Source organism: Acinetobacter sp. WC-141 (genome assembly GCF_000313935.1).
Lineage (GTDB): Bacteria > Pseudomonadota > Gammaproteobacteria > Pseudomonadales > Moraxellaceae > Acinetobacter.
In genome coordinates this window covers 1-23,855 of sequence record NZ_AMSS01000047.1, presented here as the reverse complement: position 1 = coordinate 23,855, position 23,855 = coordinate 1, and the positions used below count along the sequence as shown (strand labels likewise).

Annotated in this window: 23 protein-coding genes and 2 pseudogenes; 11 read left to right on the top strand and 14 right to left on the bottom strand. The window is 38.0% G+C overall.

Annotated features, from left to right (window positions below; translation table 11 throughout):
* Positions 1-21 precede the first annotated feature (21 nt).
* From ACINWC141_RS09130 to ACINWC141_RS09085, 10 genes are all read right to left on the bottom strand, one after another.
* A complete protein-coding gene (locus tag ACINWC141_RS09130; protein ID WP_009390544.1) occupies positions 22-336 on the bottom strand; it encodes an RnfH family protein in 315 nt (104 codons plus the stop codon).
* Positions 336-1,403, bottom strand: a complete 1,068-nt coding sequence (locus tag ACINWC141_RS09125) for a hypothetical protein (protein WP_155757889.1) — start codon at positions 1,401-1,403, stop codon at positions 336-338. Before ACINWC141_RS09125 ends, ACINWC141_RS09130 begins: the two co-directional genes overlap by 1 nt.
* Positions 1,404-1,554: 151 nt before the next feature.
* The gene (locus ACINWC141_RS09120) at positions 1,555-2,010 is read right to left on the bottom strand and encodes a bacteriohemerythrin (protein WP_009390546.1); all 456 of its coding nucleotides are present in this window, start codon (positions 2,008-2,010) and stop codon (positions 1,555-1,557) included.
* A 250-nt stretch (positions 2,011-2,260) separates the two neighbouring features.
* The gene (locus tag ACINWC141_RS09115; RefSeq protein WP_009390486.1) at positions 2,261-3,109 is read right to left on the bottom strand and encodes a class II glutamine amidotransferase; all 849 of its coding nucleotides are present in this window, start codon (positions 3,107-3,109) and stop codon (positions 2,261-2,263) included.
* A gap of 107 nt (positions 3,110-3,216) precedes the next feature.
* A complete protein-coding gene (locus ACINWC141_RS09110; RefSeq protein ID WP_009390481.1) occupies positions 3,217-3,999 on the bottom strand; it encodes a GNAT family N-acetyltransferase in 783 nt (260 codons plus the stop codon).
* A gap of 121 nt (positions 4,000-4,120) precedes the next feature.
* A complete protein-coding gene (gene argB / locus ACINWC141_RS09105) occupies positions 4,121-5,026 on the bottom strand; it encodes an acetylglutamate kinase (protein WP_009390523.1) in 906 nt (301 codons plus the stop codon).
* 15 nt (positions 5,027-5,041) lie between these two features.
* On the bottom strand, positions 5,042-6,460 hold the full coding sequence (locus tag ACINWC141_RS09100) for a phosphomannomutase/phosphoglucomutase (RefSeq protein WP_009390515.1): 1,419 nt from the start codon (positions 6,458-6,460) through the stop codon (positions 5,042-5,044).
* A 197-nt stretch (positions 6,461-6,657) separates the two neighbouring features.
* Positions 6,658-7,110, bottom strand: coding sequence for a dUTP diphosphatase (dut, locus tag ACINWC141_RS09095; protein ID WP_003653255.1), 453 nt, complete (start codon positions 7,108-7,110; stop codon positions 6,658-6,660).
* A 24-nt stretch (positions 7,111-7,134) separates the two neighbouring features.
* Complete coding sequence (locus tag ACINWC141_RS09090) at positions 7,135-9,174, bottom strand: UvrD-helicase domain-containing protein (RefSeq protein WP_009390504.1); 2,040 nt, start codon at positions 9,172-9,174, stop codon at positions 7,135-7,137.
* 192 nt (positions 9,175-9,366) lie between these two features.
* Positions 9,367-10,020 (bottom strand): YiaD family glycine zipper/OmpA-like lipoprotein, encoded by a 654-nt coding sequence (locus ACINWC141_RS09085; protein ID WP_009390536.1) that lies wholly within the window; start codon positions 10,018-10,020, stop codon positions 9,367-9,369.
* A gap of 246 nt (positions 10,021-10,266) precedes the next feature.
* Between ACINWC141_RS09085 and yihG the strand changes: the two genes are divergently transcribed.
* The 7 genes from yihG to ACINWC141_RS09050 all read left to right on the top strand — a co-directional run bounded on the left by yihG (position 10,267) and on the right by ACINWC141_RS09050 (position 15,303).
* Positions 10,267-11,193: a 1-acylglycerol-3-phosphate O-acyltransferase, YihG family gene (gene yihG, locus ACINWC141_RS09080; RefSeq protein WP_009390522.1), complete on the top strand. Its 927-nt coding sequence runs from the start codon at positions 10,267-10,269 to the stop codon at positions 11,191-11,193.
* A gap of 17 nt (positions 11,194-11,210) precedes the next feature.
* Positions 11,211-12,257: a hypothetical protein gene (locus ACINWC141_RS09075; protein WP_034678104.1), complete on the top strand. Its 1,047-nt coding sequence runs from the start codon at positions 11,211-11,213 to the stop codon at positions 12,255-12,257.
* A gap of 120 nt (positions 12,258-12,377) precedes the next feature.
* Positions 12,378-13,106, top strand: coding sequence for a septum site-determining protein MinC (gene minC / locus ACINWC141_RS09070; protein ID WP_034678102.1), 729 nt, complete (start codon positions 12,378-12,380; stop codon positions 13,104-13,106).
* 66 nt (positions 13,107-13,172) lie between these two features.
* Positions 13,173-13,985, top strand: coding sequence for a septum site-determining protein MinD (minD, locus tag ACINWC141_RS09065; protein ID WP_004794144.1), 813 nt, complete (start codon positions 13,173-13,175; stop codon positions 13,983-13,985).
* 2 nt (positions 13,986-13,987) lie between these two features.
* Entirely contained in the window at positions 13,988-14,260 is a 273-nt protein-coding gene (gene minE, locus ACINWC141_RS09060) for a cell division topological specificity factor MinE (protein ID WP_000896934.1), read from the top strand.
* 84 nt (positions 14,261-14,344) lie between these two features.
* Positions 14,345-14,632, top strand: coding sequence for a PA4642 family protein (locus tag ACINWC141_RS09055; protein ID WP_009390514.1), 288 nt, complete (start codon positions 14,345-14,347; stop codon positions 14,630-14,632).
* Positions 14,633-14,778: 146 nt separating this feature from the next.
* Entirely contained in the window at positions 14,779-15,303 is a 525-nt protein-coding gene (locus ACINWC141_RS09050; RefSeq protein ID WP_009390521.1) for a hypothetical protein, read from the top strand.
* A gap of 70 nt (positions 15,304-15,373) precedes the next feature.
* Here the strand turns inward: ACINWC141_RS09050 and rhtC are convergent, their stop codons facing one another.
* Together rhtC and ACINWC141_RS09040 are read right to left on the bottom strand one after the other, a co-directional pair.
* On the bottom strand, positions 15,374-15,994 hold the full coding sequence (gene rhtC, locus ACINWC141_RS09045) for a threonine export protein RhtC (protein ID WP_009390484.1): 621 nt from the start codon (positions 15,992-15,994) through the stop codon (positions 15,374-15,376).
* Between the two features lie 159 nt (positions 15,995-16,153).
* A complete protein-coding gene (locus ACINWC141_RS09040) occupies positions 16,154-19,195 on the bottom strand; it encodes a DNA translocase FtsK (protein WP_009390503.1) in 3,042 nt (1,013 codons plus the stop codon).
* 269 nt (positions 19,196-19,464) lie between these two features.
* Between ACINWC141_RS09040 and trxB the strand changes: the two genes are divergently transcribed.
* From trxB to ACINWC141_RS09025, 3 genes are all read left to right on the top strand, one after another.
* Positions 19,465-20,412, top strand: coding sequence for a thioredoxin-disulfide reductase (gene trxB / locus ACINWC141_RS09035; protein WP_009390526.1), 948 nt, complete (start codon positions 19,465-19,467; stop codon positions 20,410-20,412).
* Between the two features lie 122 nt (positions 20,413-20,534).
* A complete protein-coding gene (gene aat, locus ACINWC141_RS09030; RefSeq protein ID WP_009390489.1) occupies positions 20,535-21,266 on the top strand; it encodes a leucyl/phenylalanyl-tRNA--protein transferase in 732 nt (243 codons plus the stop codon).
* Positions 21,267-21,284: 18 nt separating this feature from the next.
* Positions 21,285-22,100, top strand: a complete 816-nt coding sequence (locus ACINWC141_RS09025) for an arginyltransferase (protein WP_034678098.1) — start codon at positions 21,285-21,287, stop codon at positions 22,098-22,100.
* Between the two features lie 41 nt (positions 22,101-22,141).
* Here ACINWC141_RS09025 and rimI read toward each other — a convergent pair whose 3' ends face one another.
* Together rimI and ACINWC141_RS09015 are read right to left on the bottom strand one after the other, a co-directional pair.
* Positions 22,142-22,597 (bottom strand): ribosomal protein S18-alanine N-acetyltransferase, encoded by a 456-nt coding sequence (rimI, locus tag ACINWC141_RS09020; RefSeq protein ID WP_009390519.1) that lies wholly within the window; start codon positions 22,595-22,597, stop codon positions 22,142-22,144.
* A 108-nt stretch (positions 22,598-22,705) separates the two neighbouring features.
* A pseudogene (locus ACINWC141_RS09015) lies at positions 22,706-23,233 on the bottom strand (metal-dependent hydrolase); the annotation flags it as partial.
* A 67-nt stretch (positions 23,234-23,300) separates the two neighbouring features.
* Between ACINWC141_RS09015 and ACINWC141_RS19545 the strand changes: the two are divergent.
* Positions 23,301-23,855, top strand: a pseudogene (locus tag ACINWC141_RS19545) (IS3-like element ISAba22 family transposase); the annotation flags it as partial.

The following is a 23,855-nucleotide window of genomic DNA, read 5'->3' as shown; positions in this document are numbered from 1 at the left end:
GAGGGGTTTTATTTATGGGGCTTATTGCTTTATGCGATTACTTTTAATATATCGCCCCACAGGATTTTTCTCGGCACGCTTACGACGTATATCTTTAGGATTAATCGTTAAAGGTCGATAAACCTCTACCCGATCACCTGCTTGCAAAATCGCATCTGCTTCAACTTTTGCACCAAATATGCCAAGTTGTAAGGGCTCAGGCAAACTTACCTGTGTCTGCAACCCGCTCGCCTGAACTGCTTGTAATGCTGTCATCCCAGCTTCAAATGGAATAGCAACTAAAAACTGTTGCTCTGGGGCTGCAAAAGCAACCCACACTTGCTGAGCTTTTTCCATCAGAACATTTGTCCAATCACCGCAATCATGGCAATAACAATTGAAAGCGGTAAAACAATACGCACTGCAATACGCCACAAGTTATAGAACAACTCATTGCTGAAATTCATTGATTTACGCAAATGGCTAATTTTCATAATCCAGCCAGCAAAAATGGCATAGATCAGACAAATGAGTAATCCCCACAGCATTAAAATCAGCGTAAAGATGCCATGAAGTTCAGGCACAGCCCAAACCGCAATTGCCACAATAATGACAACCCATTGTAAAACGTACATCAGTTGACGTTGAGCAAGCTGTTCTTTAGCAAGTTGAATAAACAGAGCTGTTGTCATGACCGCAGTAAAAATCCAGGTAAAAACAGGAAGCTGTGCTTGAAGAGAAAAGAAACCAAACGCAACGACAGCAATTAATTGAGCTAACCAGATTGGAAGTACAGTTTTTGTAGCGCCTTCTTGAGAGTGAATTACAGACAAGCTATTTTGCCAGTAAAGACCTAAGCCTAAACCACTCGCTACAAGTGCAAGTACGGTCGCATTACCCCATTCTTTAAATTCAACATTCGTCCAATGCCAAGGTTGTAAATTCGAACCCATTGTATTAGCTAAAACAAGAGAAGCGATTACACCGACTGTCATCAGTACAATTAAAATCTGACGCGGAATAAAAGATAAAATTAAAGCCGCAACCGCAAGGCCAGCAAAAACAATTTGTCCAGAAACGCTATTATTAAGCTGTGCTGTCAATAAATTGCCAGCAGTACTCAGTACATTCCCTGCTAAAAACGGAATAAAAATAACGGCCAACCAACCAACTAAACGCCATTTTGGTGAACTATCTGCTTCACGAGTTAAACTTGATAAAGCATTTAAAGCAGTAGTCTTCGACCGTTTTGCTAAGGCAATTTCTAAATAACAAACTGGCAGAGCCAATAACAGCATTGTGCCTAACCACAATAACCAGAAATCGATTTGACGATCAATCTGGATCCCCATAGCGGGTGCCAATGTCGCCATAATGATGAAAGATAAGCAAAACGCCATCAGGGGCGATAACCATCGTGACATAGGTATGTCCTGCATTATGCATTCCTTGAAAAAGACTATAGATATTTTGCCCGTCTCATGCCTGAAAATCAAAGTTTGCTCAATAAAAAAAGCAAACTACCGAAACGATAGTTTGCTGCGCTAACTAAAATTATAAGTTTTGTTATTTAAGTTATGCGAAAAACCGAGCAAACCAGTTTTTCCCTTTCTTCTTTTCTTTTTCTCTAATAATACCCATCATATTTTCTTTTACTGCCCCCACATAATCGGCATCGTCATGTTGAATATGATTGATTAACCATTTTGCTAAAATTTCTTGTAGCTCTTTTTCAACAGTATGTCCCATATCAAAACGCTCACGATATAACTCTATTTTTTTAATAAACAAGTCATGTACACGTTTATGTGGTACACGATATTTATAATTAGCTTCCTCTTGTAAACTTTCTTCGAAAGTAAAATGTGATTGCGTATAATCAATAATATTATCTAGAATATCTTTAATTCGACGTCTATCTTCCTCATCTTCTACATCATCAATTTCATTAATATAATCAAGTATTCGTTTATGTTGTTCATCAATAACATCAATACCCGTATTATATTCTGAAGCCCATTTCATTTTCATACATCTCCCCAATGATGTTCAATGATAGTTGCATAAACTCCATGATATATTTAAAGAATATAAATAAAAACAAAGCTGTTTTGTCGGCTTTATCGTTTCAAAATGATGTTTAATACAAGTTATTGTTTTTATTAATTTAAAAAAAATTAACCAACTAAAATAATAAAGTATTTTTTAAACAAAATACTTTATTATTAAACGTTTAATATATATAAATATCTCCATTCATATATTTTAAATATACTTTATATTAATATTGATCTGCACGGGTAATACGTTTAAGTGCTGGATTTTCCTGTTCTCGTTTTAATCTTTCTACATGAGTAACAGCTTTTTTAATCGGCTTACCATATTGAAATAAAATCATTTCACCGGGTTGATAAGCAGTCCAATTTTCATTATGTGTTAAAGGTTCTGTCGTTATAACAGCCACACGATCTTCAGGTGTAGTGACCTGACTAAAATCGACTTCAACATCTAAATCAATTAAATGAGCCTGATTAAATGGATATTCTCGAACTAACCAATGTAACTTAGTAATCGCGTAACTAAATAATGCCTTTCCATTCGATAAGCAATAATTAAATGTACCGTATTCAGCAATTTGGGGAGAGATTTTTTCTAGTACTTCAAATATCTCATCAAGACTTGGTTCTTCATAACCAAAAGCTTCAACCAACTGATCCAGCAAATAACAAAATGCACGTTCACTGTCTGTATTTCCCACAGGCGTAAAACGTCCACTCAGTGGTGGATCAAAGTCATGTAAATCGCCATTATGAGCAAAAATCCAATGTCGCCCCCACAACTCACGAATAAAGGGATGTGAATTTTCTAAAGTGATTTTGCCTTGAGTAGCTTTGCGAATGTGTGCAATCACATTGCGTGATTTAATAGGATAATTACGAATAAGATCGGCAATTGGAGATTCAACTGCCGACTGGTTATCAACGAATAAACGGCATGCCTTATCTTCGAAAAATGCGATGCCAAATCCATCACTATGATCTGAGGTAATTCCTGCACGCTGTGAAAAACCACGGAAAGAAAAAGTGATATCCGTTGGTGTTGCACAATTCATTCCTAATAGCTGGCACATATCGCTTTTAAACTACTTCTAATTACCCCATCTGCTCTATTGTGCATGAGAGTAAAATGGCTTGCAAATCTCAATATGTGCTGGCTATTACAAAATAGGAAATATGATTAACGCTGCACCATTTTATTCATTACAAATGAGGTCGCGACTTTATTCACCTCAAGAAATACAAAATAATCTAGACAGTTAAACTCTTCATCAAAAAAAGCCTGTTTTGATAGTTTTGACTGCATGCTCAAATACATTTGGAACAGTTTCGGCATACGTTCATCTTGTGGAAAACTAAACTCAGGATATTCAGGTTCATAGATTTTTTTCGAACGGATATCAATTGTTTTACTTTCAGATAACTGCTGAATCTGGCGATGCGTGTAGTACGCTCTAGCCAAATTATCTTGCAGGTGAATACTGACACAGCCCATCAAATATTTAGCACGCATTGACCATAGCACTTTCGGTGCAAGGTTCAACCACAGCATCGATAACGCTTTACCATTACGAAAGCGAGGATGTACACAGGTACGGCCTATTTCTAATACATTTGGAAGGTGCGATAACTGAGGAACAATATCAAACTCATGTGCGCTGTAGCTTTGTGCGATTTCATGTCCCTGAAATAATTTTAGACGGGTATACGCTACAATTTCTCCAGTCCACTTTTCGCGTAAGACTGCATGCTCACAACCAAAATCATAAATGTCTTGGTCTAAGTTATCTTCAAAATGAATTCCAAATTGTTGGCTAAATTGTTGTGCACGAAACCGCTTTACATCTTGTAATTCTTTTAAATTATCAACCCATTCAAAACGAAATTGTGTCTGATTTATAGCTTTTTGACGATTTAAAGGTAAAGTCCAGGTTTGGCGATATTGATTAAATTTTTCCAGCATAATGAACGCTCCTAGTGACACCCCTTACACTAGTCAAAGCTCATGACAAAAAAATGACCAAATTAAAATGGTATAAAAAAAGACCACCTAGGTGATCTTTTTATTAGAACTAACAAATTTATTAAGCTGTTTTAGTGCGATTAGAAATAAGTGTTCCAACCCCATGATCAGTAAAAATTTCAAGCAATGTTGCATGTGGTACGCGACCATCAACAATATGCGCACTGACTACCCCACCTTTAACCGCATCAAGTGCACAACCTACTTTAGGAATCATACCGCCATAGATCACACCTGTTTCAATAAGGCGATCAACTTCTTGCGTCGTAAGGCCAGTTAACAGATTTTTGTTTTCATCAAGCACACCCGTAATATTGGTAAGCAAAATTAATTTTTCTGCGCCCAATGCCTCGGCAACCTTACCGGCTACTAAATCAGCATTAATATTATAAGTATTGCCTTCTTCATCTACGCCCAATGGTGCAATTACTGGAATAAAGTCACTTTGGGTAAACATTTCCAATACATCGGTTTTAACGCCAGACACTTCACCCACCATACCCAAGTCGATATGTTTGATAGAACCGTCTTCTTCTTGCTTTTCCATCAGTAATTTACGGGCACGAAGTAAATTACCGTCTTTACCTGTTAAACCAATTGCACGGCCACCATGTTTATTAATCAGGTTAACAATTGATTTATTTACGCTACCGCCTAATACCATTTCAACCACTTCCATGGTTGCAGCATCAGTTACACGCATACCGTCAATACGGTCAGACTCGCGGCCTAACTGCTTTAAAAATGAGTCTACCTGTGGTCCACCACCGTGAACAACAATCGGATTTAACCCTACAGTTTTAAGTAAAACGATGTCTCGGGCAAATGAACTTTCGAGCTCCGGATCAGTCATCGCGTTGCCACCATATTTCACCACCAGCGTTTTACCAGTAAAACGTTGAATATACGGCAAAGCTTCAATCAAGATTTTTGCTTTGTCGACATCGATATGCTGATGTTGGGGCATTACGCCTCTCCTTACTTAGGCCTCTGAAAGTTCTTGTGCAATTTGCGGATAGTGCTCTTGCAACATATCTACAAATTTTTGCTGGATTTCCTTTAATCGTAAAGGATTATCCGCATCAAATCGTACTGTAAAATATTCACCAGTATTTGATGCTCGAATAATGCCAAAACCATCGTCAAAATCAAGACGTACGCCATCGATTTTACTGATACGCGCGCCTAAACGGTGACTTAAAATTTCAATATCTTGTAATACATACTTTGGATCGGACTGATAAGTACCAATATAGGTATCTTCTGTACAACATCTTTCCGGATAAGGGGCAAACAAATCAGAAATGCTATTAGCATTCGATTGTGTAAAATATTCCATTACACGTAATGCCGCATATAAACCATCATCGTAGCCAAAACCACGCCCATCATTAAAAACATAATGGCCTGCGTATTCTCCACCAAAAATGGCACGCCCACTCGACTGAGATAAATAAGCCCGTAAGAAACTACTTCCCGTGCGGATCATTTTTGCTTTTCCACCGAGTTTCTCGACCGTTTCTTGAACCATGCGTGAACATTTCACATCAAAAACAATTTCTTGCTCGGGATGTTGCTCTAAACACATTTGCGCAAAAAGTGACAATAAACGGTCTGCGGTCAATATCTGGGCTTTTTCATCTATTAAAACGACACGGTCACCATCACCATCTAGGGCAATTCCTATATCTGCCTGCTGCTCAACAACAGCTTTACGCAAATGAGTTAAGTGAGCTGCATGCGATGGGTCTGGGGCATGGTCTGGAAACTCACCATTTGGATTGGTTCGTAAAGCAATCACTTCACAACCCATTTTTTCCAATATTAATTTTGAGCAGTGTCCGGCAGAGCCATGTAAACCATCTAAAACAACTTTTAAAGGACGTTTTAACTGGATATCTTTAAAAATAGCTTGCTGGTATTTTTGGCAAAACTCAGCTTTAAATTGAGGTTGGGTTAACTCAAGTACAGAAATTGAATGTGCTGGTACATAAGTTTGAGCTTCGTCGCCCACCTGTTGAATCATTTCTGGAGACGGCGGTTCACCTTTTAAAATCCACTTAATACCATTATCCGATTTTGGATTATGACTTGCGGTCACCATAATGCCATTGCCACCAAAAACTCGCGCAATGTAATACATCATAGGTGATGAACAACAACCAATATTTGTGACGTCTAAACCTTGTTCTATTAAAATTTCTTCAATTAAGTGAGCATAAGCTGGGCTTGTCAGGCGCGCATCATAGCCAATCACTAATTGGGTTTGTTTTGCTTGTTTGTATTGTTGTGCCAATCCGTAGGCAATTGAACGGACAACGTCCGTGGTTAAGTAAGAAAGTTTGCCTCTAATATCGTAAGCACGAAAAATACTTTTTGGAAATGAGTGTCTTACATTCATAGCGTATCTTCTATTTAAAGATCAATTCGATCTATCGCAAAAACATAGATTATTCAAAATTTTTGAAAGGTTTGTTTGCTAAAAAAGTTAAAAGAATATGAGTAAAGCGTGTTGTAATATAATCCTTTGTAACATTCAAGATATAAAAAGAAACGCCTGTTCAACAGGCGTTTGATTTTCGTTAATATTTAAAAAACTTATTGTTTACCTGTGTGGCCAAAGCCACCTGCGCCACGTAAAGTTTCTTCAAATTCTTCTACTTGTTCAAATTCAGCCTGCACTACTGGTACTAGTACATACTGAGCCAAGCGCTCACCTGGTTCTAAACGGAATGTCGTTTGACCACGGTTCCAAACAGAAACCATCAATTCACCTTGATAATCCGAATCAATCAAACCAACTAAATTACCCAGCACAATACCGTGTTTATGACCTAAACCTGAACGCGGTAAAATTAAACCAGCAAAATTTACATCATGAATATAAATTGCCATACCTGTTTTAACTAAAACAGTTTGTCCTGGTTCAATATCAATTGCTTCATCTACGCAGGCACGTAAATCTAAACCAGCTGAACCTGCTGTTGCATACGAAGGTAAAGGCCATTCTTTACCTAAACGCGGATCGAGCAATTTAACTTGAACTTTCATGGGATTTCCTAAAAATTAAAAAAATTAATGCTTTAATAAAGCTTTTAAATTTGCCAAATATTGTTGAGCCTGTTCTTTAGGGTCAACATTAGCCGCAATTTTCTTTTTACGCCCTAACCACTCGAGCTCATCTTGCGGAAGTTCATCAAGGAAACGGCTAGGCGTCATTTGTTTCATCTGTCCGCCATTTTTACGCTGTTCTGCCAGTGTTAACGTTAACCCTTGGCGTGCACGGGTAATTCCCACGTACATTAAACGACGCTCTTCCTCAATCGTTTCTGCTGCAATCGAGTTTTTATGAGGCAATAGTTCTTCTTCGAGTCCCATAATATAAACATATGGGAATTCCAAACCTTTTGCCGCATGCAGAGTAAGTAAGTTAACTTTGTCTGTATCTTCTTCTTCCTGTTGCTGTTCTAACAAATCAAGCAGAACCAGTTTTCGAATGACACTTTCAATATTTTTTTCATCAACATCTTCTGCACGGTTAATCAGGTTTTGAATACTCGTAAACAAGTTTTCGATATTGTCGAGTTTACTTTTCTCTTGTGCAGGTGTGGCTGACTGTTCACGAACGTAATCCATATAACCAGCTTCGTTCATCATTTGACGAACTTTAGGCACAGGTTCATCGTCTTCCAACAATTCACGAGTAAATGTCGCGATAAAGTCAGCAAACTCGTGAAGCTGAGTTTCCGCCTTTTTAGGAAGTACCATGCTTAGACGCTGGTCAGCAGAAGCACCAAGTAAAGACAAATTATTTTCTTGTGAAAATAAACCTAACTTCTCAAGAGTAACCGGTCCAATTGCGCGTTTAGGCGTATTAATAATACGCAAGAAAGCACTATCATCTTCTGGGTTAATAATGAGTCGTAAATAACTCATTACGTCTTTAATTTCTGCACGAGCGAAGAACGACGTACCGCCAGAGAGTTTATAGGGAATTTGCATTTGGCGAAGCTGTGTTTCTAATACACGCGCCTGAAAGTTACCCCGATATAAAACTGCATAATCTTTCCAATTTTTACCGTTCATCAACTTGTGAGTAAGTAAGTCTTTCACCACGCGTTCTGCTTCATCATCATCATTACGACACGTAATGATTCTGATGACTTCACCATGTCCTTTATCACTCCACAATTTCTTGTCAAAAATATGTGGGTTATTTTGAATCACACAGTTCGCTGCTTTTAAAATACGACTGGTCGAACGGTAATTTTGTTCTAATTTAATGATATGTAGATTAGGGAAATCCTGTTTAAGCAAAGCCATATTTTCGGGCTTAGCACCACGCCATGCGTAGATCGATTGGTCATCATCACCAACCGCGGTGAACTGCCCCATTACCCCAACTAAAAGTTTGACCAAAATATACTGAGCGGTGTTGGTATCTTGATATTCATCGACCAATAAATAGCGAACACGGTTTTGCCATTTATCACGTACTTCTGCATTTTCTTGCAGTAAACGTGTTGGCATAACAATTAGGTCATCAAAATCGACCGCATTGTAGGCACGTAAATTCCGTTCATAAAGTTGGTAAAGATGTGCAAACTGTACGTCTTCAGGTGTTTCACAGGTTGAATGCGCTTGCTCCGGCACAATCAGATCGTTTTTCCAATCTGAAATTTTCTTCATTGCCTTAGCAATTAATTCTTTGCTTTCTGCACCCGACAAATTGTCGCGATGCATCAGATCCATCAAAATACGTTTACAGTCATCTGCATCTAAAATCGAAAAATTAGCTTTTAAAGGTAAATTTTTAAGTTCTAAACGTAAAAGGTTTAAACCAAAAGTATGGAAGGTGGAAACCGATAAGCCTTTTGATTCTTCACGTGACAAAAGCTTGGTCACACGCTCTTTCATTTCACGTGCAGCTTTGTTTGTGAAGGTCATCGCGGTTATACGATGCGCCGGAATACGGCAATGCTGCACCAAATAGGCAATTTTACGAGTAATTACCGATGTTTTACCTGAACCAGCACCAGCAAGCACCAATAAAGGGCCCTGAGTATATTTCATGGCTTCTTCTTGCTTGTTGTTCAATTGACTGGCAGATGACATCGTGTATTACCTCTTAATTTTTCGAGCATGATTATAGTCATCTCTGTTTTAGAATCCCAATAGTAAATCTACGGATATGTATAAATGATGTCTAATAATGCAAATTCTGCGCCGCAGTTTGTCGTGGTTATTTATTATTCGCAGTCATAAAAAAACCACCCGAAGGTGGTTTTTAATACAATAATTTAAATCTTATTGTTTAGCATAAATGCTGATTTCTACACGACGGTTTTGTTCACGGCCAGATGCAGTTGAGTTATCTGCGATTGGGTTAGATGAACCATAACCTTGCGCGTCGATACGGCTAGCAGATACGCCTTGGCTTGCTAAATAACTACGTACTGATTGAGCGCGTGCTTGTGATAATGGAATGTTAATTGAATCATTACCAGTGTTATCAGTATAACCTGTTACAAGAATTGCACTCTTGTTATCTTCAGCCAAAGTTTGAGCAACTTTGTTTAAAGTAGCGTAGAAGTTTGGCTTGATATTTGATTTGTTTGTATCAAAAGTAATGCTACCCGGCATAATCAATTGAACAGAACCATCTGGGTTACGGCCAACGTCTACACCAGTACCCGCCATTTGTTGACGTAATTTTTTCTCTTTCTGGTCAAGGTATACACCACCAGCGGCACCAAGAACTGCACCAATAGCCGCAGCACGGTTGTTTTGACGACTAGAGTTTGCATTTGATTTAGAAATACCATAACCAGCTGCTGCGCCAATTAAAGTACCTAATGCAGTTTTATCGTATTCAACGCCACCAAGATTATTACCAGTTGTTTGACAACCAGAAAGTACTACTGCTGCCCCTACCACTGTTGAAATAACTAATGCACGCATTGCATGCCTCCTCACTTTGTGTGTTTTGTTGTCTGAATGAATAATGAAACAAAAAGGAAGTATAAAACATTGATATTTTGTTAATAATAAACAGTTTAGTTACTTTTTTGTAATATTTTGATGCACTTTAAGATGCTACCTCATCACAATTTCTTCATTGTTGTCTAAGATATCGTTGTATTTCATATTATGACAGTTATAGTTGAACAACTTTTCTATGGATTTTAGACATTCGGGGTCATTCATATGTCAACTGCACCCAATAAGCAATCTGCGCTAAAAAAAATTACACGTGGACTCACTGTAGGTACAGTCATTACAGGAAGTACATTTTTTCATGGTCCACCTGTTCTTGCACTAGGTCTGACCAAGCTTTTAAAAAAATCATCCAAAATAGATGAAACCAATATTCAAATTACAAATAGCTGGTTAGGGGTAAATAATTGGTTAATTGACCATGTTCTACCAAATCTAAAATGGGATATTACGATTGATGAGGGACTTGACCTGAATATGCAAGGTCGTTATCTCATGACATGTAACCATCAAAGTTGGGTCGATACAACGGTGAATCAATATTTTGGATTAACCCGTATGCCACTCACCCGCTTTTTTACCAAGTGGGAACTGATCTTTATTCCGTTCGTTGGACAAGCATTTAAAATTTTAGGCTTCCCGATGATGAAGCGTCACACCAAAGAACAGGTTGCAAAAAATCCTGAACTTAAAGACCGTGACATGATGGAAGCACGTAAAGCCTGCGAGCAGCTTTTAAGCCAGCCCTTTACATTATTGAATTATTTAGAAGGTACTCGTTTTACTCAAGAAAAACATGATCAGCAAAAATCACCCTATAAACATTTGCTTAAACCTAAAGCAGGTGGTTTAGCGCTTGCCTTGAATATTTTGGGCGACAAAATTGATGCCTTGGTTGATATGACGATTGTCTACCCTGATGGCGTACCGGGCTATAGTGATTTCTGGCTAGGTGATGTTTCAAACATTGCGGTAAATTTACGTAAAATTGAAATTCCAGATTGGGTTCTTGGCGGAAACTATGAAGATGACGCGGTTTACCGTGAACGTTTCCAACAATGGGTTCATGAAATTTGGACTGACAAAGACCAACTTATTGAGCAAATGAAATCTCAATATACCTCTAAGAATATTTAAGAAAAGCATCCGTTATTATGCAAAACAGCCCTGGGAAAAAAACGAAATATCATCATGTAGATCCAAACAGTCTTTCGTTTAGGCTGTTTTTGATCTATGACATCTTTATGGTGTTTATTATTATTTTTAACCTATTCTGTCTTGCTACAAATTTCTTTTTAATGAGCAGTATTGGGGCATGGTTCTTTGAACACATTCATTTGTCCCAAATACTGAGCTTTTATCGTAATTCATTACATCCGTGGGTGATCACATCAGAAGCATGGTTTATTGGTTTTTTAATTGTTGAGCTGCTAGTTCGTTGGGGCATTGCAATCATCAATAAACATCATAAACGTTGGTTCTTTTTTCCTTTTATTCACTGGTATGAAATTTTAGCCATTATTCCACAGCTTCGTTTTTTACGTTTATTTCGAGCAGGAATTATTGCTTATCGCTTACATGAAATGGGATATAAAGTTGTTCCTGAAAGCTGGCGAAAGACGGGATTATTTTATTATCGCGTCGTGATGGAAGAGTTGTCTGATCGTGTTGTTATTACCGTGATTGATGGCATTAGATATGAACTTCAAACCAGTTCTAGTCATAAACAGATTATTCACGACTTGGTTAATCATCATCGTGAGCAGTTTACTGTCACCCTAACAGCATTATTACAAGAGTCTTTAGCGACAGCTTTAAAAGAACAAAAGCCAGCAATTACAAAAGGCGTTGGGAAAATTGTAGATCAGGCCATAGTGGATACACCTGAATTAACTCAGTTATTACGCTTAATACCTTTAGTCGGCGGTCGCATTGAGCAACAAATTCAAAGTATTGGCCAAAGGTTAGGTGAAAATATTAGTGCAGGTTTAATTGAGCCTCTCATTGAGAACTCATCAACTCACCCAAATCCGACTTATCAATTAATTTCTCAAAAAGTGAGTGAAATAAATATTAATAATCGTCAGCTTGAGCAATTAGTTGAATCTGTCGTGTTCGAGACACTCGAGTCTGTGCGAAAACAAGTCAAGGTCAAACAATGGCAACAAACGCTTGCGGAGCATGATCGAATCAAAGAATAAGCATTTACTTAATTTTTTATGAATCTCGCTAGAGAATTGGCACAAATTGTTCTAGCATTTGCCCTATTTACAATAAACTTAACGCTATTACAGCTCGTTTAACGCCTTGAAGGAAGACTTATGGCTGATATACGGATTACCGGCAGAATGGTTAACTTTAGCAGGATAACCTTCGATACCAATGATCATGATGTGATCCGCCAGCAATTATCAAATATATTAAATGAAGGTTCCTATCAAGGAACTTTAGTGATTATTGACAGTACAGTTGAGCAGGAATTAATTGCATTAATTCAGCTTCTGGTGAGCTTAGGTCTACAACCTATGGCGGTAATCGATGGTATTTTAGGAGATGAAGCTCGCGCTATTCAATTCCCTGTTTTACCGGCAGATCAGCCATTACAGCGTATTAAAGCCACCACAGAACAAGTGGCGATTGTAGAAAAACCAGCTACCGCTCCTGCCTCGTCTTCAGCAGAAACAAAAAAACCACTAAACAAGATAGCGATTGCTCATATTACCTCTTATCATGATGAAATTTTGCGTACAGGCCAATCCCTTGTACAAGATAACGGCGATATTATTTTAAAAGCTGGCATGAATAGTGGTTCTGAAGTGATTGCATCAGGAAATATACATATTTATGGCACAGTTCGTGGTAGAGTCATTGCTGGTGCGGGCGGGCACGCAGCTGCACGCATTTTTTGCCAATCTTTAGAGGCTGAGCTCGTTTCCATTGCCGGAACGTATTGTGTCGCAGATGATATCCCTAAACATGTGGTAAAAAAACCAGTACATATTTATTTAAATGAAAAGCAAGAGCTTGAATTTGAAGCGATTGAACTTTAATTTATTAAGCAAATCACCAAAAAACAGCCCTTTTAAGGGTGTATGACCATAATAGGAGTGGATTCGGTGGCCAAAATTGTTGTCGTAACATCAGGCAAAGGTGGTGTAGGTAAAACTACAACGAGCGCATCTTTTGCAACAGGTTTAGCCCTTCGTGGTCATAAAACTGTTGTTATTGATTTTGATGTAGGCTTACGTAACCTTGATTTGATTATGGGTTGTGAGCGTCGTGTTGTTTATGATTTTGTCAATGTTATTAACAACGAAGCACGTCTGCAACAAGCCCTTATTCGCGATAAAGATATCGAAAACCTTTATATTTTACCGGCTTCACAAACACGTGATAAAGATGCGTTGAGCGACGATGGTGTTGCTCGTGTTATTGATGAGCTATCTCAAGAATTTGATTATATTATTTGTGACTCACCTGCGGGTATTGAGCGTGGTGCGATTTTAGCCATGTATCATGCAGATGAAGCCATCATTGTAACAAACCCTGAAATCTCTTCAGTACGTGACTCTGACCGCATTATTGGTATGTTAGATAGCAAAACCAAAAAGGTTGAACAAAACGAAGGACGTATACGTAAACATTTATGTATTACACGCTTTAACCCTGAACGTGCAGACCGTCAGGAAATGCTGACCATTGATGATATTTCTAAAGATATTTTACGCGTACCGACATTAGGTGTTATTCCAGAATGTCCAAGTGTATTACAAGCATCAAACGAGGGTAAGCCAGTAATTCTGTATTCAGAAACTAAAGCTGGACAGGGTTATGATGATTTGGTTGCTCGCTTTCTTGGTGAAGACCGTCCTTATAGACACATCACAGCTCAACCTAAAGGCTGGTTAGCACGACTATTTGGAGCGTAGTTATGGCAGGATTCTGGAGTAAATTATTTAGCAGTGAAGAAAAGCCATCAAGTGCTCAAACTGCCAAAGATCGTTTGAAAGTTATTGTTGCTTCTGAACAAGGTTTAGGCCGCCGTTTAAGCCAAGACAAGATTGATCAGATGAAGAAAGAAATCATGCAAGTGGTCAGTCGTTATGTTAGCGGTGTAGGCGAACAGCATATCCAAATGCAGGTTCGTTCTGAAGCAAATATCGAAATGTTAGAAATGAATATCAATTTACCTGAAGAACGATAATTCTATTTCTGACTATTCAATAAAACAGAATCAAGGCAAAATAACGCAAGTTATTTTGCCTTTTTTAAAACTGAGGAGATTGTCATGGCATTATCACAGCCAGCAACTTTCAATGAAGAATGGTCCGATGAGCGTGTTTTTGCCTACCTCAACCAACTTCCGCCAGCGGGTGTGAACGCAGATTTTCATGTGCTCTACCATGCATTCAAACATATGCGTCCAGCAGACTATGAACGTCTTTTGACTCAATTTATTGCGGATGGACGCGATATTAATGCCAAAGACCCTGAAGGCCAACGCATTCATGATGTGATTGCCAAATTTCCGCGTCAATCAGCACCATTTTTAGAAGTTCTAGCAAAGTTTGCTTAAGCTTTTTTTATTTGAATAAGACTGCATAATCTATCTTAGTAAAATTTAGTAGATAGATTATGTGGTTCATTCAAATATTTAAATTGTTTACATTTATTATAAATAATCTTAAAGTCATCAAAACCATTTTATTCTAAATATAAGTTATGAACCCAGAGCCTATTAATTTAAATCAAACACAAACGATTCAATCAAATCATATAGAAAATTTAAAAATTATTAGCGTTAATAAATTTATCTTTCTATCCTTAATTTCTTTAGGCTTATATCCAATTTGGTGGATGTTTAAAGCATGTCGATTTTTTCTAATCAAAGATAAATTAAATATTATGCCCGCTGCTCGTGCAATTTTTTCTATATTCTTTTTATACTCTCTATTTAATCACATAAAAACCTATGCAAAAGAACAAGATTATCCCAATGATTTCTCTTCAGGTTGGATGTACTTAGCATATCTAATTACATTTTTACTGGTTTACTTACCTGATCCTTATTGGCTTATCTCTCTCTGCGAAATTATATTTTTAATACCAGCATTTAAAGCACTCAACTATGCACAAAAACAATTAGAAACAACAATTGAGCAGAAAAAATTTAATACGCCTCAAATCATTTTAATTATTATAGGATCCGTGATGTGGCTACTGATTTTTATCAGTTTTTTTATATAAGCCCAATACAAGCAATCTAAAATTTAATCACTTAAAAAGCCTCTTAAAGAGGCTTTTTTCTTATTTGAATTTATCGATTACCGATTAGGAAAATACCAAACACAGTAAAAATACCGCCTGAAATCCCATCAATCCATTTTGAAAAATTACGATAAGCTGATCTAAAACTCGGTAACGAAAAAATAAAAGTCACAAAGCAGAACCATAAAATCGTCTCAACCGTGACAATAATAAAGAGTAGCCAGTGAACTTGATCAAGTTGAGGGTTGGCTAAAAATAAAGAGAAAACACTACCAAAATAAATAACAGCTTTAGGATTTGATAAATTGGTAATCAGGCCTTTAATAAAAAATAGGTAAGGTGCTTTTGGTAGCTCTACAGCAAGATTATCTTCTTGTTGATTTTTTGAAAATGCTGAACGTAACATCTGATAGCCTAACCAACACAAATATAAGCCACCGGCAATCAGCAAACCTTGCTTTAACCAAGCCATTTTCTCAAAAATAAGATTTAATCCCATCAGTGCCAAACACGCCCAAAACATAACGCCCGCTGTTATACCAGCGACCACTAACATAGCGTCTTTACGTGATCGACTAATGGCTGTTTGAGATACAAGAAAAAAATCAGGCCCTGGAGTAATAAGTGCACAAAAATGGATAAAAGCTAAAGTAATCAAAGCGAGTAGCATGTCTTTCTCCTGATTTAATTCATTGTTATTGATTTAAGAAAAATACATTAGCATTTTTTACTATACGTTAAAATCTTTAAGTCATTTTATAGATAACTTCACTTTATTTAAATTATAAAAAAAAGCCTCCAGAGAGGCTTTTTTATTAGGTTTGCGCTCTTAAACTAAGATGTCCCGCTTACCATTAGGTCCCATTGCACTCACAATACCATTCTCTTCCATTTGATCAATGATACGGGCAGCACGGTTATAACCAAGGCTAAATTTGCGCTGTAGTGAAGATGTAGAAGCCTTGCGGGTTTCTAAAACAAATGACACACATTGGTCATAAAGTGCATCACGGTCAGAACCACCCTCACCCTCTTCGAAACCACGTGAAGTTGGTTCTTCGTCAAATGGAGTCAAGATTTCGTCAACATAGTCCGGTTCACCACGTTCACGCCAAGCATCACAAATGCGGTTCACTTCATCATCACTAATGAAGGCACCATGCACACGCTCAGGTTCAATTTTACCAGGCCCCAAGAAAAGCATATCACCATGACCGAGCAAATCTTCTGCACCACCTGCGTCTAAAATGGTACGTGAGTCAATTTTACTGTTTACACGTAATGCGACACGCGTTGGAATATTGGCTTTAATCAAACCGGTAATGACATCAACAGACGGACGTTGGGTTGCAAGTAATAGATGAATTCCCGCAGCACGAGATTTTTGCGCCAAACGCGTAATCATTTCTTCTGCTTTTTTACCGACCTGCATGATCATGTCGGCAAACTCGTCTGCCACAATCACAATAGATGGCAATGGTGTTAGACGAGGTGCGCGTTCTTGTGTCGCAGAATCACTTGGCTTCCAAGTTGGGTCAATTAAATCTTCCCCATTCGCAATTGCTTCTTCAACTTTACGGTTGTAGTCACTTAATTTACGAATTTTTAAGAACGACATCAGCTTATAACGGCGTTCCATTTCATTCACACACCAGTTCAACGCGCTTACTGCATCTTTCATGTCAGTAACAACTGGGGTTAATAAATGTGGAATATCATTATAGTTGGCAAGTTCTAGCTGTTTTGGATCGATTAAAATCAAACGCAACTGGTCAGGTGTATATTTAAGCAACATCGATAAAATCATTGAGTTTACCGCAACCGATTTACCGGAACCTGTCGTACCAGCAACTAACATATGCGGGGCTTTTGCCAAATCAGTTAATACAGGATTACCTGAAATATCTTTACCCATTGCCATACTGATTAATGCACTTGGATCTCGATACGCTGGTGTTTCCAATAACTCAATCAAACGCACCATTTCACGGGCACTGTTTGGTACTTCAATACCAATATATGGTTTACCAGGAATTACTTCTACCACACGTACAGAAGCCATCGACATTGAACGAGCTAAGTCACGCGAGATATTCGTTACCTTAGATGCTTTAACACCCGGTGCCAAATCCAACTCGAAACGGGTAACTACTGGCCCCGGCTGAGCTTCAACCACTTGAGCCTTAACATTAAATTCTTGTAACTTAATTTCAAGTAATTCAGATAAGCGCGAAAGCTGCTCTTCAGTGAAGTTAACTTTCTTATTTGGATCAACCTTATCAAGCAGCTCAAGGCCAGGCAGTGTTGGCAAATCTAAACGCTTCTTGGCAACTTGCATTGCACGAGACATTGGTCGACCAGCTGCATCTGTTAGTGGCGCATCTAAATCGAAATCATCTTCATCAATATCAGGATTTTCCTGAGGTTTCCCTGCGGTTTCCTGCCATGCCTCAATAAACTCTTCTTTTGAAAGTTTGTCGGCCTGAATTGTCGTTTGAATAGGTGCTTTCACAAATGCTGAAGACTGAGCATAACTGCTTGCTCTTACAGGTTCTGCTGGAGCAATATCTTCATCTATTAATAAATCATCGAAGTCTTCAAAAACTTGTTCGTTTGCTAAGTTTTTAGGTGACTGATTTAGATTAGATAAAGGTGAAGAAGTCTCTTTCGCAACATTAACCGATTGTGAAGTAGGTTGTGCATCTACATGTGGATCTTGAACAAATGGTGTATGCACATCTGTTGCAGTTTTACTGTTTGGAACTGCCGCAAGCAATTCATCAAAAATCTCATCATCATTCCAGTCAAGACCATGTAAATCTTGCTTAGGTGCAGGCTGATTTTGATGGATTTGAGAAATTGTTTGTTGGAATTGCTCAGGAGCAGGAGCTTGTTCTGTTGAATCATCCGCTGCTCTTAAAAGCGCATCAATTTCTTGTTTATGGCTCGCATCATCACGTTGTAAAGCACGCCATACTTCCCCAGTAGCCACTAAACGTTGGCTATCTTTTTCAAGTTTATGGGCTTGCTCAAGTGTATGCTCAAAGTTTTGAGTATTTGCAACTGGTGTATCTGCTACAGGTTCTGGTCGGCTCTGCTCTTTCGCTAGTACATCTGCAAATAAGCGCTCAGCCACCGCATCATGTCGTGTTGTAGTAGGTTGTGGTTGAGTGCTTTCAGATTGGACTGATGCTGCTTTCTCACTGGAAGCGTTTGTCTCTGTATTTTCTGCAACTTTAACTGCCGCTGCTTTGTTAGCAGGCTGAGTTGTTAAATCATAATCCGATTCGTTTGGTGATACATTTTTATAAAATAAATCTTGTAAATAACTTGGTGTCGCTTTGAGCGTAACCCATGTTTTGCTCCATTGCACCCCAAATGCAAGAGTAAACAAGACCACTCCGAAAACCAGTAAAAATAAAGTCGCACCGTAAATTGTTAGCAATTGAGATAGGCTCTGACCTAACTCGTAACCAATAATTCCCCCAGCTGCATTATCTAAAGTATCTGCTGGTACATTCCAGTGTAAATAAAGCAGGCTAGACACAACCAAAATTAAAAAGAATTGTGCAGCATAACGAAATGGGCGGTTTAAAAAACTACGTGGCCACCACACCTGAATTGCTTCAATAAAAAGGAAAATTGGAATAAGCAAACTTGCCCATCCTAAAAAACCAAACAGCAAATCTGCAATCCATGCACCCGCAATACCACTTGCATTGGATACTTGCTGAGTATCACTGGAAATATGCATCCAGCCCGGGTCAAATGGTGTATATGTTACTGTTGCCAGAAACATATAAATGCCAAAAGAAACCAAGAATAATGTCATCAATAAGCGCTGTGCATAAACACTCGACACCGCAGTCATATACTGTCCTGTAACCCATTTAATTATTGGTTTAGAGATGTGAAGAACTACATTTTAGATCTTCAACGAATGAACTTTATATTATGCACCTGTTCTTACAAAAAAGGTGCATGATTCTTTACAGTTGTTGTTAACATGAGGCACTTCTATATTGTTATATAACTTAATTCGATTGACCTGATCAATATTATCCACATTGATTTAACGCTATTGATCGGCAAATTCACGTATAATTTTCAAAATTCTCGAAATAAATAAGGATACCCTCAATGAGTGTTCGTCATTCTCGGTTAATTATTCTCGGTTCTGGCCCTGCGGGCTATAGTGCAGCTGTCTATGCAGCGCGTGCAAACCTTAAACCTACTTTAATTGCAGGTTTACAATTAGGTGGGCAGCTTACAACAACAACCGAAGTTGACAACTGGCCGGGCGATCCTGAAGGTTTAACAGGTCCTGCATTAATGGATCGTATGCAAGCACATGCTGAACGCTTTGGTACAGAACTCGTCTATGACCATATTAACGAAGTGGACTTAAATGTACGTCCTTTTGTTCTTAAAGGTGATATGGAAGAGTACACATGTGATGCTTTGATTATTGCAACTGGTGCTACGGCTCAGTACCTTGGCTTAGAGTCTGAACAGAAATTTATGGGTCAAGGCGTAAGCGCATGTGCAACATGTGATGGTTTCTTCTACAAAAATCAAAAAGTGATGGTTGTAGGTGGTGGTAACACTGCAGTTGAAGAAGCGCTTTATTTATCAAATATTGCTTCACATGTAACGTTAGTACACCGTCGTGATAGCTTACGTTCTGAAAAGATTTTGCAAGATCATTTATTTGCCAAAGAAAAAGAAGGCAAAATTAGCATTATCTGGAATCATGCAGTTGAAGAAGTATTGGGTGACAATACTGGTGTAACCAGTGTTCGCCTTAAATCAACTCAAGATGACACTAAGCAAGACGTAGAAGTTCATGGTCTATTCGTTGCAATTGGTCACAAACCAAATACTGCAATGTTTGATGGTCAATTAAACTTACGTGATGGATATATCCAAGTGCAAAGCGGTACTTCTGGTAATGCAACAGCAACTTCTGTAGCGGGTGTTTTTGCTGCTGGTGACGTCGCTGACAGTATTTATCGTCAAGCCATTACTTCTGCTGGGTCAGGTTGTATGGCGGCACTTGATGCTGAAAAATATCTAGATAATCTTTAAATCATAGATTTCTAGCGTTTAAAAACAGCCGTTCTTATAACGGCTGTTTTTTTAGAATAATGACTAGCTGACATATATTAATTTTTATAGCATAACCTTAAAGCTGATCTTATTTTATTTTTATGAATACACTTCCACTTTCTCAATTCATTTTTCCTGATCCCATTGAAGCCGATCCCGATGGTCATGGTTTAATTTGTATTGGAGCCGATCTCTCCCCTTCTACCCTATATGAAGCATACACCCATGGATTATTTCCGTGGTTTAATGAAGATGAGCCAATTTGTTGGTGGAGCCCAGAACCTCGCTGCATCATCTATCCTCAAAATTACAAACCAAGCAAGTCACTCCTTAGAAATATGAAAAAATATGACTATGCAATTACGGTTAATCATGCCTTCGAAGAAGTTATTCGATCATGTTCTCTACCAAGAAGTTATGCAGACGAAACGTGGATTAGCGAAGATATTATTCAAGGCTATTGTGAGATGTTTAATGCTGGCTATGGATATAGTGTGGAAGTCTGGGAACAAGAAAAACTTGTCGGAGGTTTGTATGGCATTACGATTGGCAAAGGATGCTTTGGGGAGTCAATGTTTAGCAATGAAACTGATGTTTCAAAAATGGCTTTTTACACATTAATGCTGATTGGACAAGAAAATCAGCTCCCTTGGGTAGACTGTCAACTTGTAAATAGTCACTTAATTAGCTTGGGAGCTTGTACACTTTCTCGTCAAGACTACTTAAAATCGTTACAAGATGTAATTATTCACCCCTCTATCAATTGGAAAAAGTATCAAGAACGTGTATTTTCAAGTAAAACAATAGCATTAGATGCAAAATTAATGGAATGATAACAGGAGGGACCAATCATGAAATCATATCACCCGAAGTCCCTTTTAAATGATCTGCAGTATTATATTACTCCACCTCATGATTGCAGCTACCTAGAAAATAAATCGGCGCGCATGGTGTTTTTAGACCCGATTCATCGGATTGATGTGGTCACTCTTTCAGAACTTTCTCGTTTAGGGTTTCGTCGTAGCGGTGACTTTGTTTATCGCCCTGAATGCCATTTGTGCAGACAATGTTTGTCTTGTCGTGTTCCAGTTGCCGATTTCCACATGAATGGTATGCAAAAAAAAGCATGGAAACGAAATCAAGATCTGACCATGACTGTTTTGCCGACTCAGCAAGCAGCACAAATTCATTATGACTTATATGAACGCTATATTAATGAACGCCATGCTGATGGTGATATGTTTCCACCTAGCTTAGATCAGTTTGAAAAGTTTTTAGTACACAGTTGTACAGATAGCTTTTTTCTTGAGCTTTGGAAAGATAACCGTTTAATCAGTGTATCTACCTGCGATCTAATGGACGATGGCCTGTCTGCGGTCTATACTTTCTTTGATCCAGATGAGCATCGTAGATCACTTGGTGTGTACTCAATACTTAACCAAATCGAATATGTTAAATCGCTTGGTCTAGAATATCTTTATTTAGGCTATTGGGTACCGCATTCAGCCAAAATGAATTATAAATCGCAATATACCCCTTTAGAACTTTTACTCGATGGACAATGGCGTCGTTTAAACAGATCCTTATCACCAGAAGAAATTCAACAGTTAGGTACGTCGCTGATGACGACCTTACCTTCTGAATGGAATAATTTAATTATTAAATAATATTGATCCTGTTTTCTGGTGAAAAGCGGTCCGATCAACATTTAAAATAAAGATGCAAAATCATCAGTACAGGTTTTTACCATAATGACTGCATGTTCCCGCCCCCCTTCTGGAGTAGGATAATAATTGCGACGAAGGTCAATTTGGTGAAAACCTGTTTTTTCATATAAACCGATAGCGGCTTTATTACTTTCACGAACTTCTAAAAAAATTTGTACTGGCTGATTTTTTAACAGATCAATTGATGCATTTAATAATTCATATCCTAAGCCTTGACCTTGCATTTTAGGATCAATTGCCATAAGCAATAAATTTGCTTCGTCTAACACTGGTTGTAAAATACAGAACCCAACTACTCTATTTTGTGACTCAATGACTGTACATTGATAGGAATTCAAAGATTCAATAAATTGCTGTCTTGACCATGGATGTGTTTGCACTAATTTTTCGATTTGTACAACAATATCGACATCAGTGTTTTGCATAATACGAATCATGGGTTCCAGCATAATTAAAGTTTTAAAGTAACGCGTATTATAAAAACTTCACCAGAAAAAACGAGTAAAAAAAAGGACAATTGAATTGTCCTTTTTTACCATCTTTTTTTAGAGACCTAGTTTTTCGCGCCAAGTTGCCAGCAATGCGGTAGTGTCAGAATCATTTGGATGAAATTTTGGTCTTAAGAAATCAAGTAACTCTGGAATTTGACGTGTCATAAAACCTTTACGACCATACATGAACTTAAGCATGTACTTCGTATCCTTCCATGTTAATTTATCATCGGTCTTGAGTAACTTAGCAGTAAAATACGATTGAGTTGCAAAGATTAATGCCATTGCAATAAGTAAAGCGGTTGAGCGCATGAAATAAGCTTTCGGTCCTTGTCCATACATACTTGTATATACATCAAATGCCACAGCTTTATGCTCATTTTCTTCTACAGCATGCCACATCCACAAATGATACATGGTGTCATCTTGGAACATTGCCTGGATTTCAGGATTTTGTAAAAGTTCAGCTGCAATCGTAGAAGTAAAATGCTCTAAAGCACACGTTCCAGTTAAATCAATCATTTCTTTGGTATAACCAAAAGGTTTCATTAATTTGGTTACAACAGCTGTACCCACCTTAATGTGATGTGTGCTGAAAAAACAGGAGGTTTTAACTTGGTAAACTAAACACACTCATCAGGAGTTTACCATGAGCAAGAAACACAAGACTTACACCACAGAATTTAAAGCTGAAGCCATCAAATTAATTGAAGCCAATCAAGGCAATGTCTCGGAAACAGCCAGACAACTTAGCATTTCAATGCAAACTCTTTCAAATTGGAATACCAAAGCAAAGGCTGGAACTTTAGCAGGTACAAAACAGTATTCACCTGATCTAAACGCTCTACTCGAAGAAAATAAAAAACTCAAACAACAGCTCAAAATAGCTGAAATGGAACGTGAATTTTTAAAAAAGGCAGCAGCGTACTTTGCCAAAGAAAGTCAGTAAGGTACGCCTATATGAAACAAAAAAGATATTCTTTTCCAATTACCTTAATGGCTCGATTACTTCATGTTTCAGTTTCATGTTTTTATGATTGGCTCAAGAGAGGCGTGAGCAAAAGAACGATTCAACGAAATCAACAGACGATATTGGTGAAAATAGCCCATGAGGAGACAAAGCAGAGCTATGGTTATATTCGATTAACCAAATACTTACAAGCTCAGGGTATAAAAATGAGTATGTACGCTGTACGTCAGATAA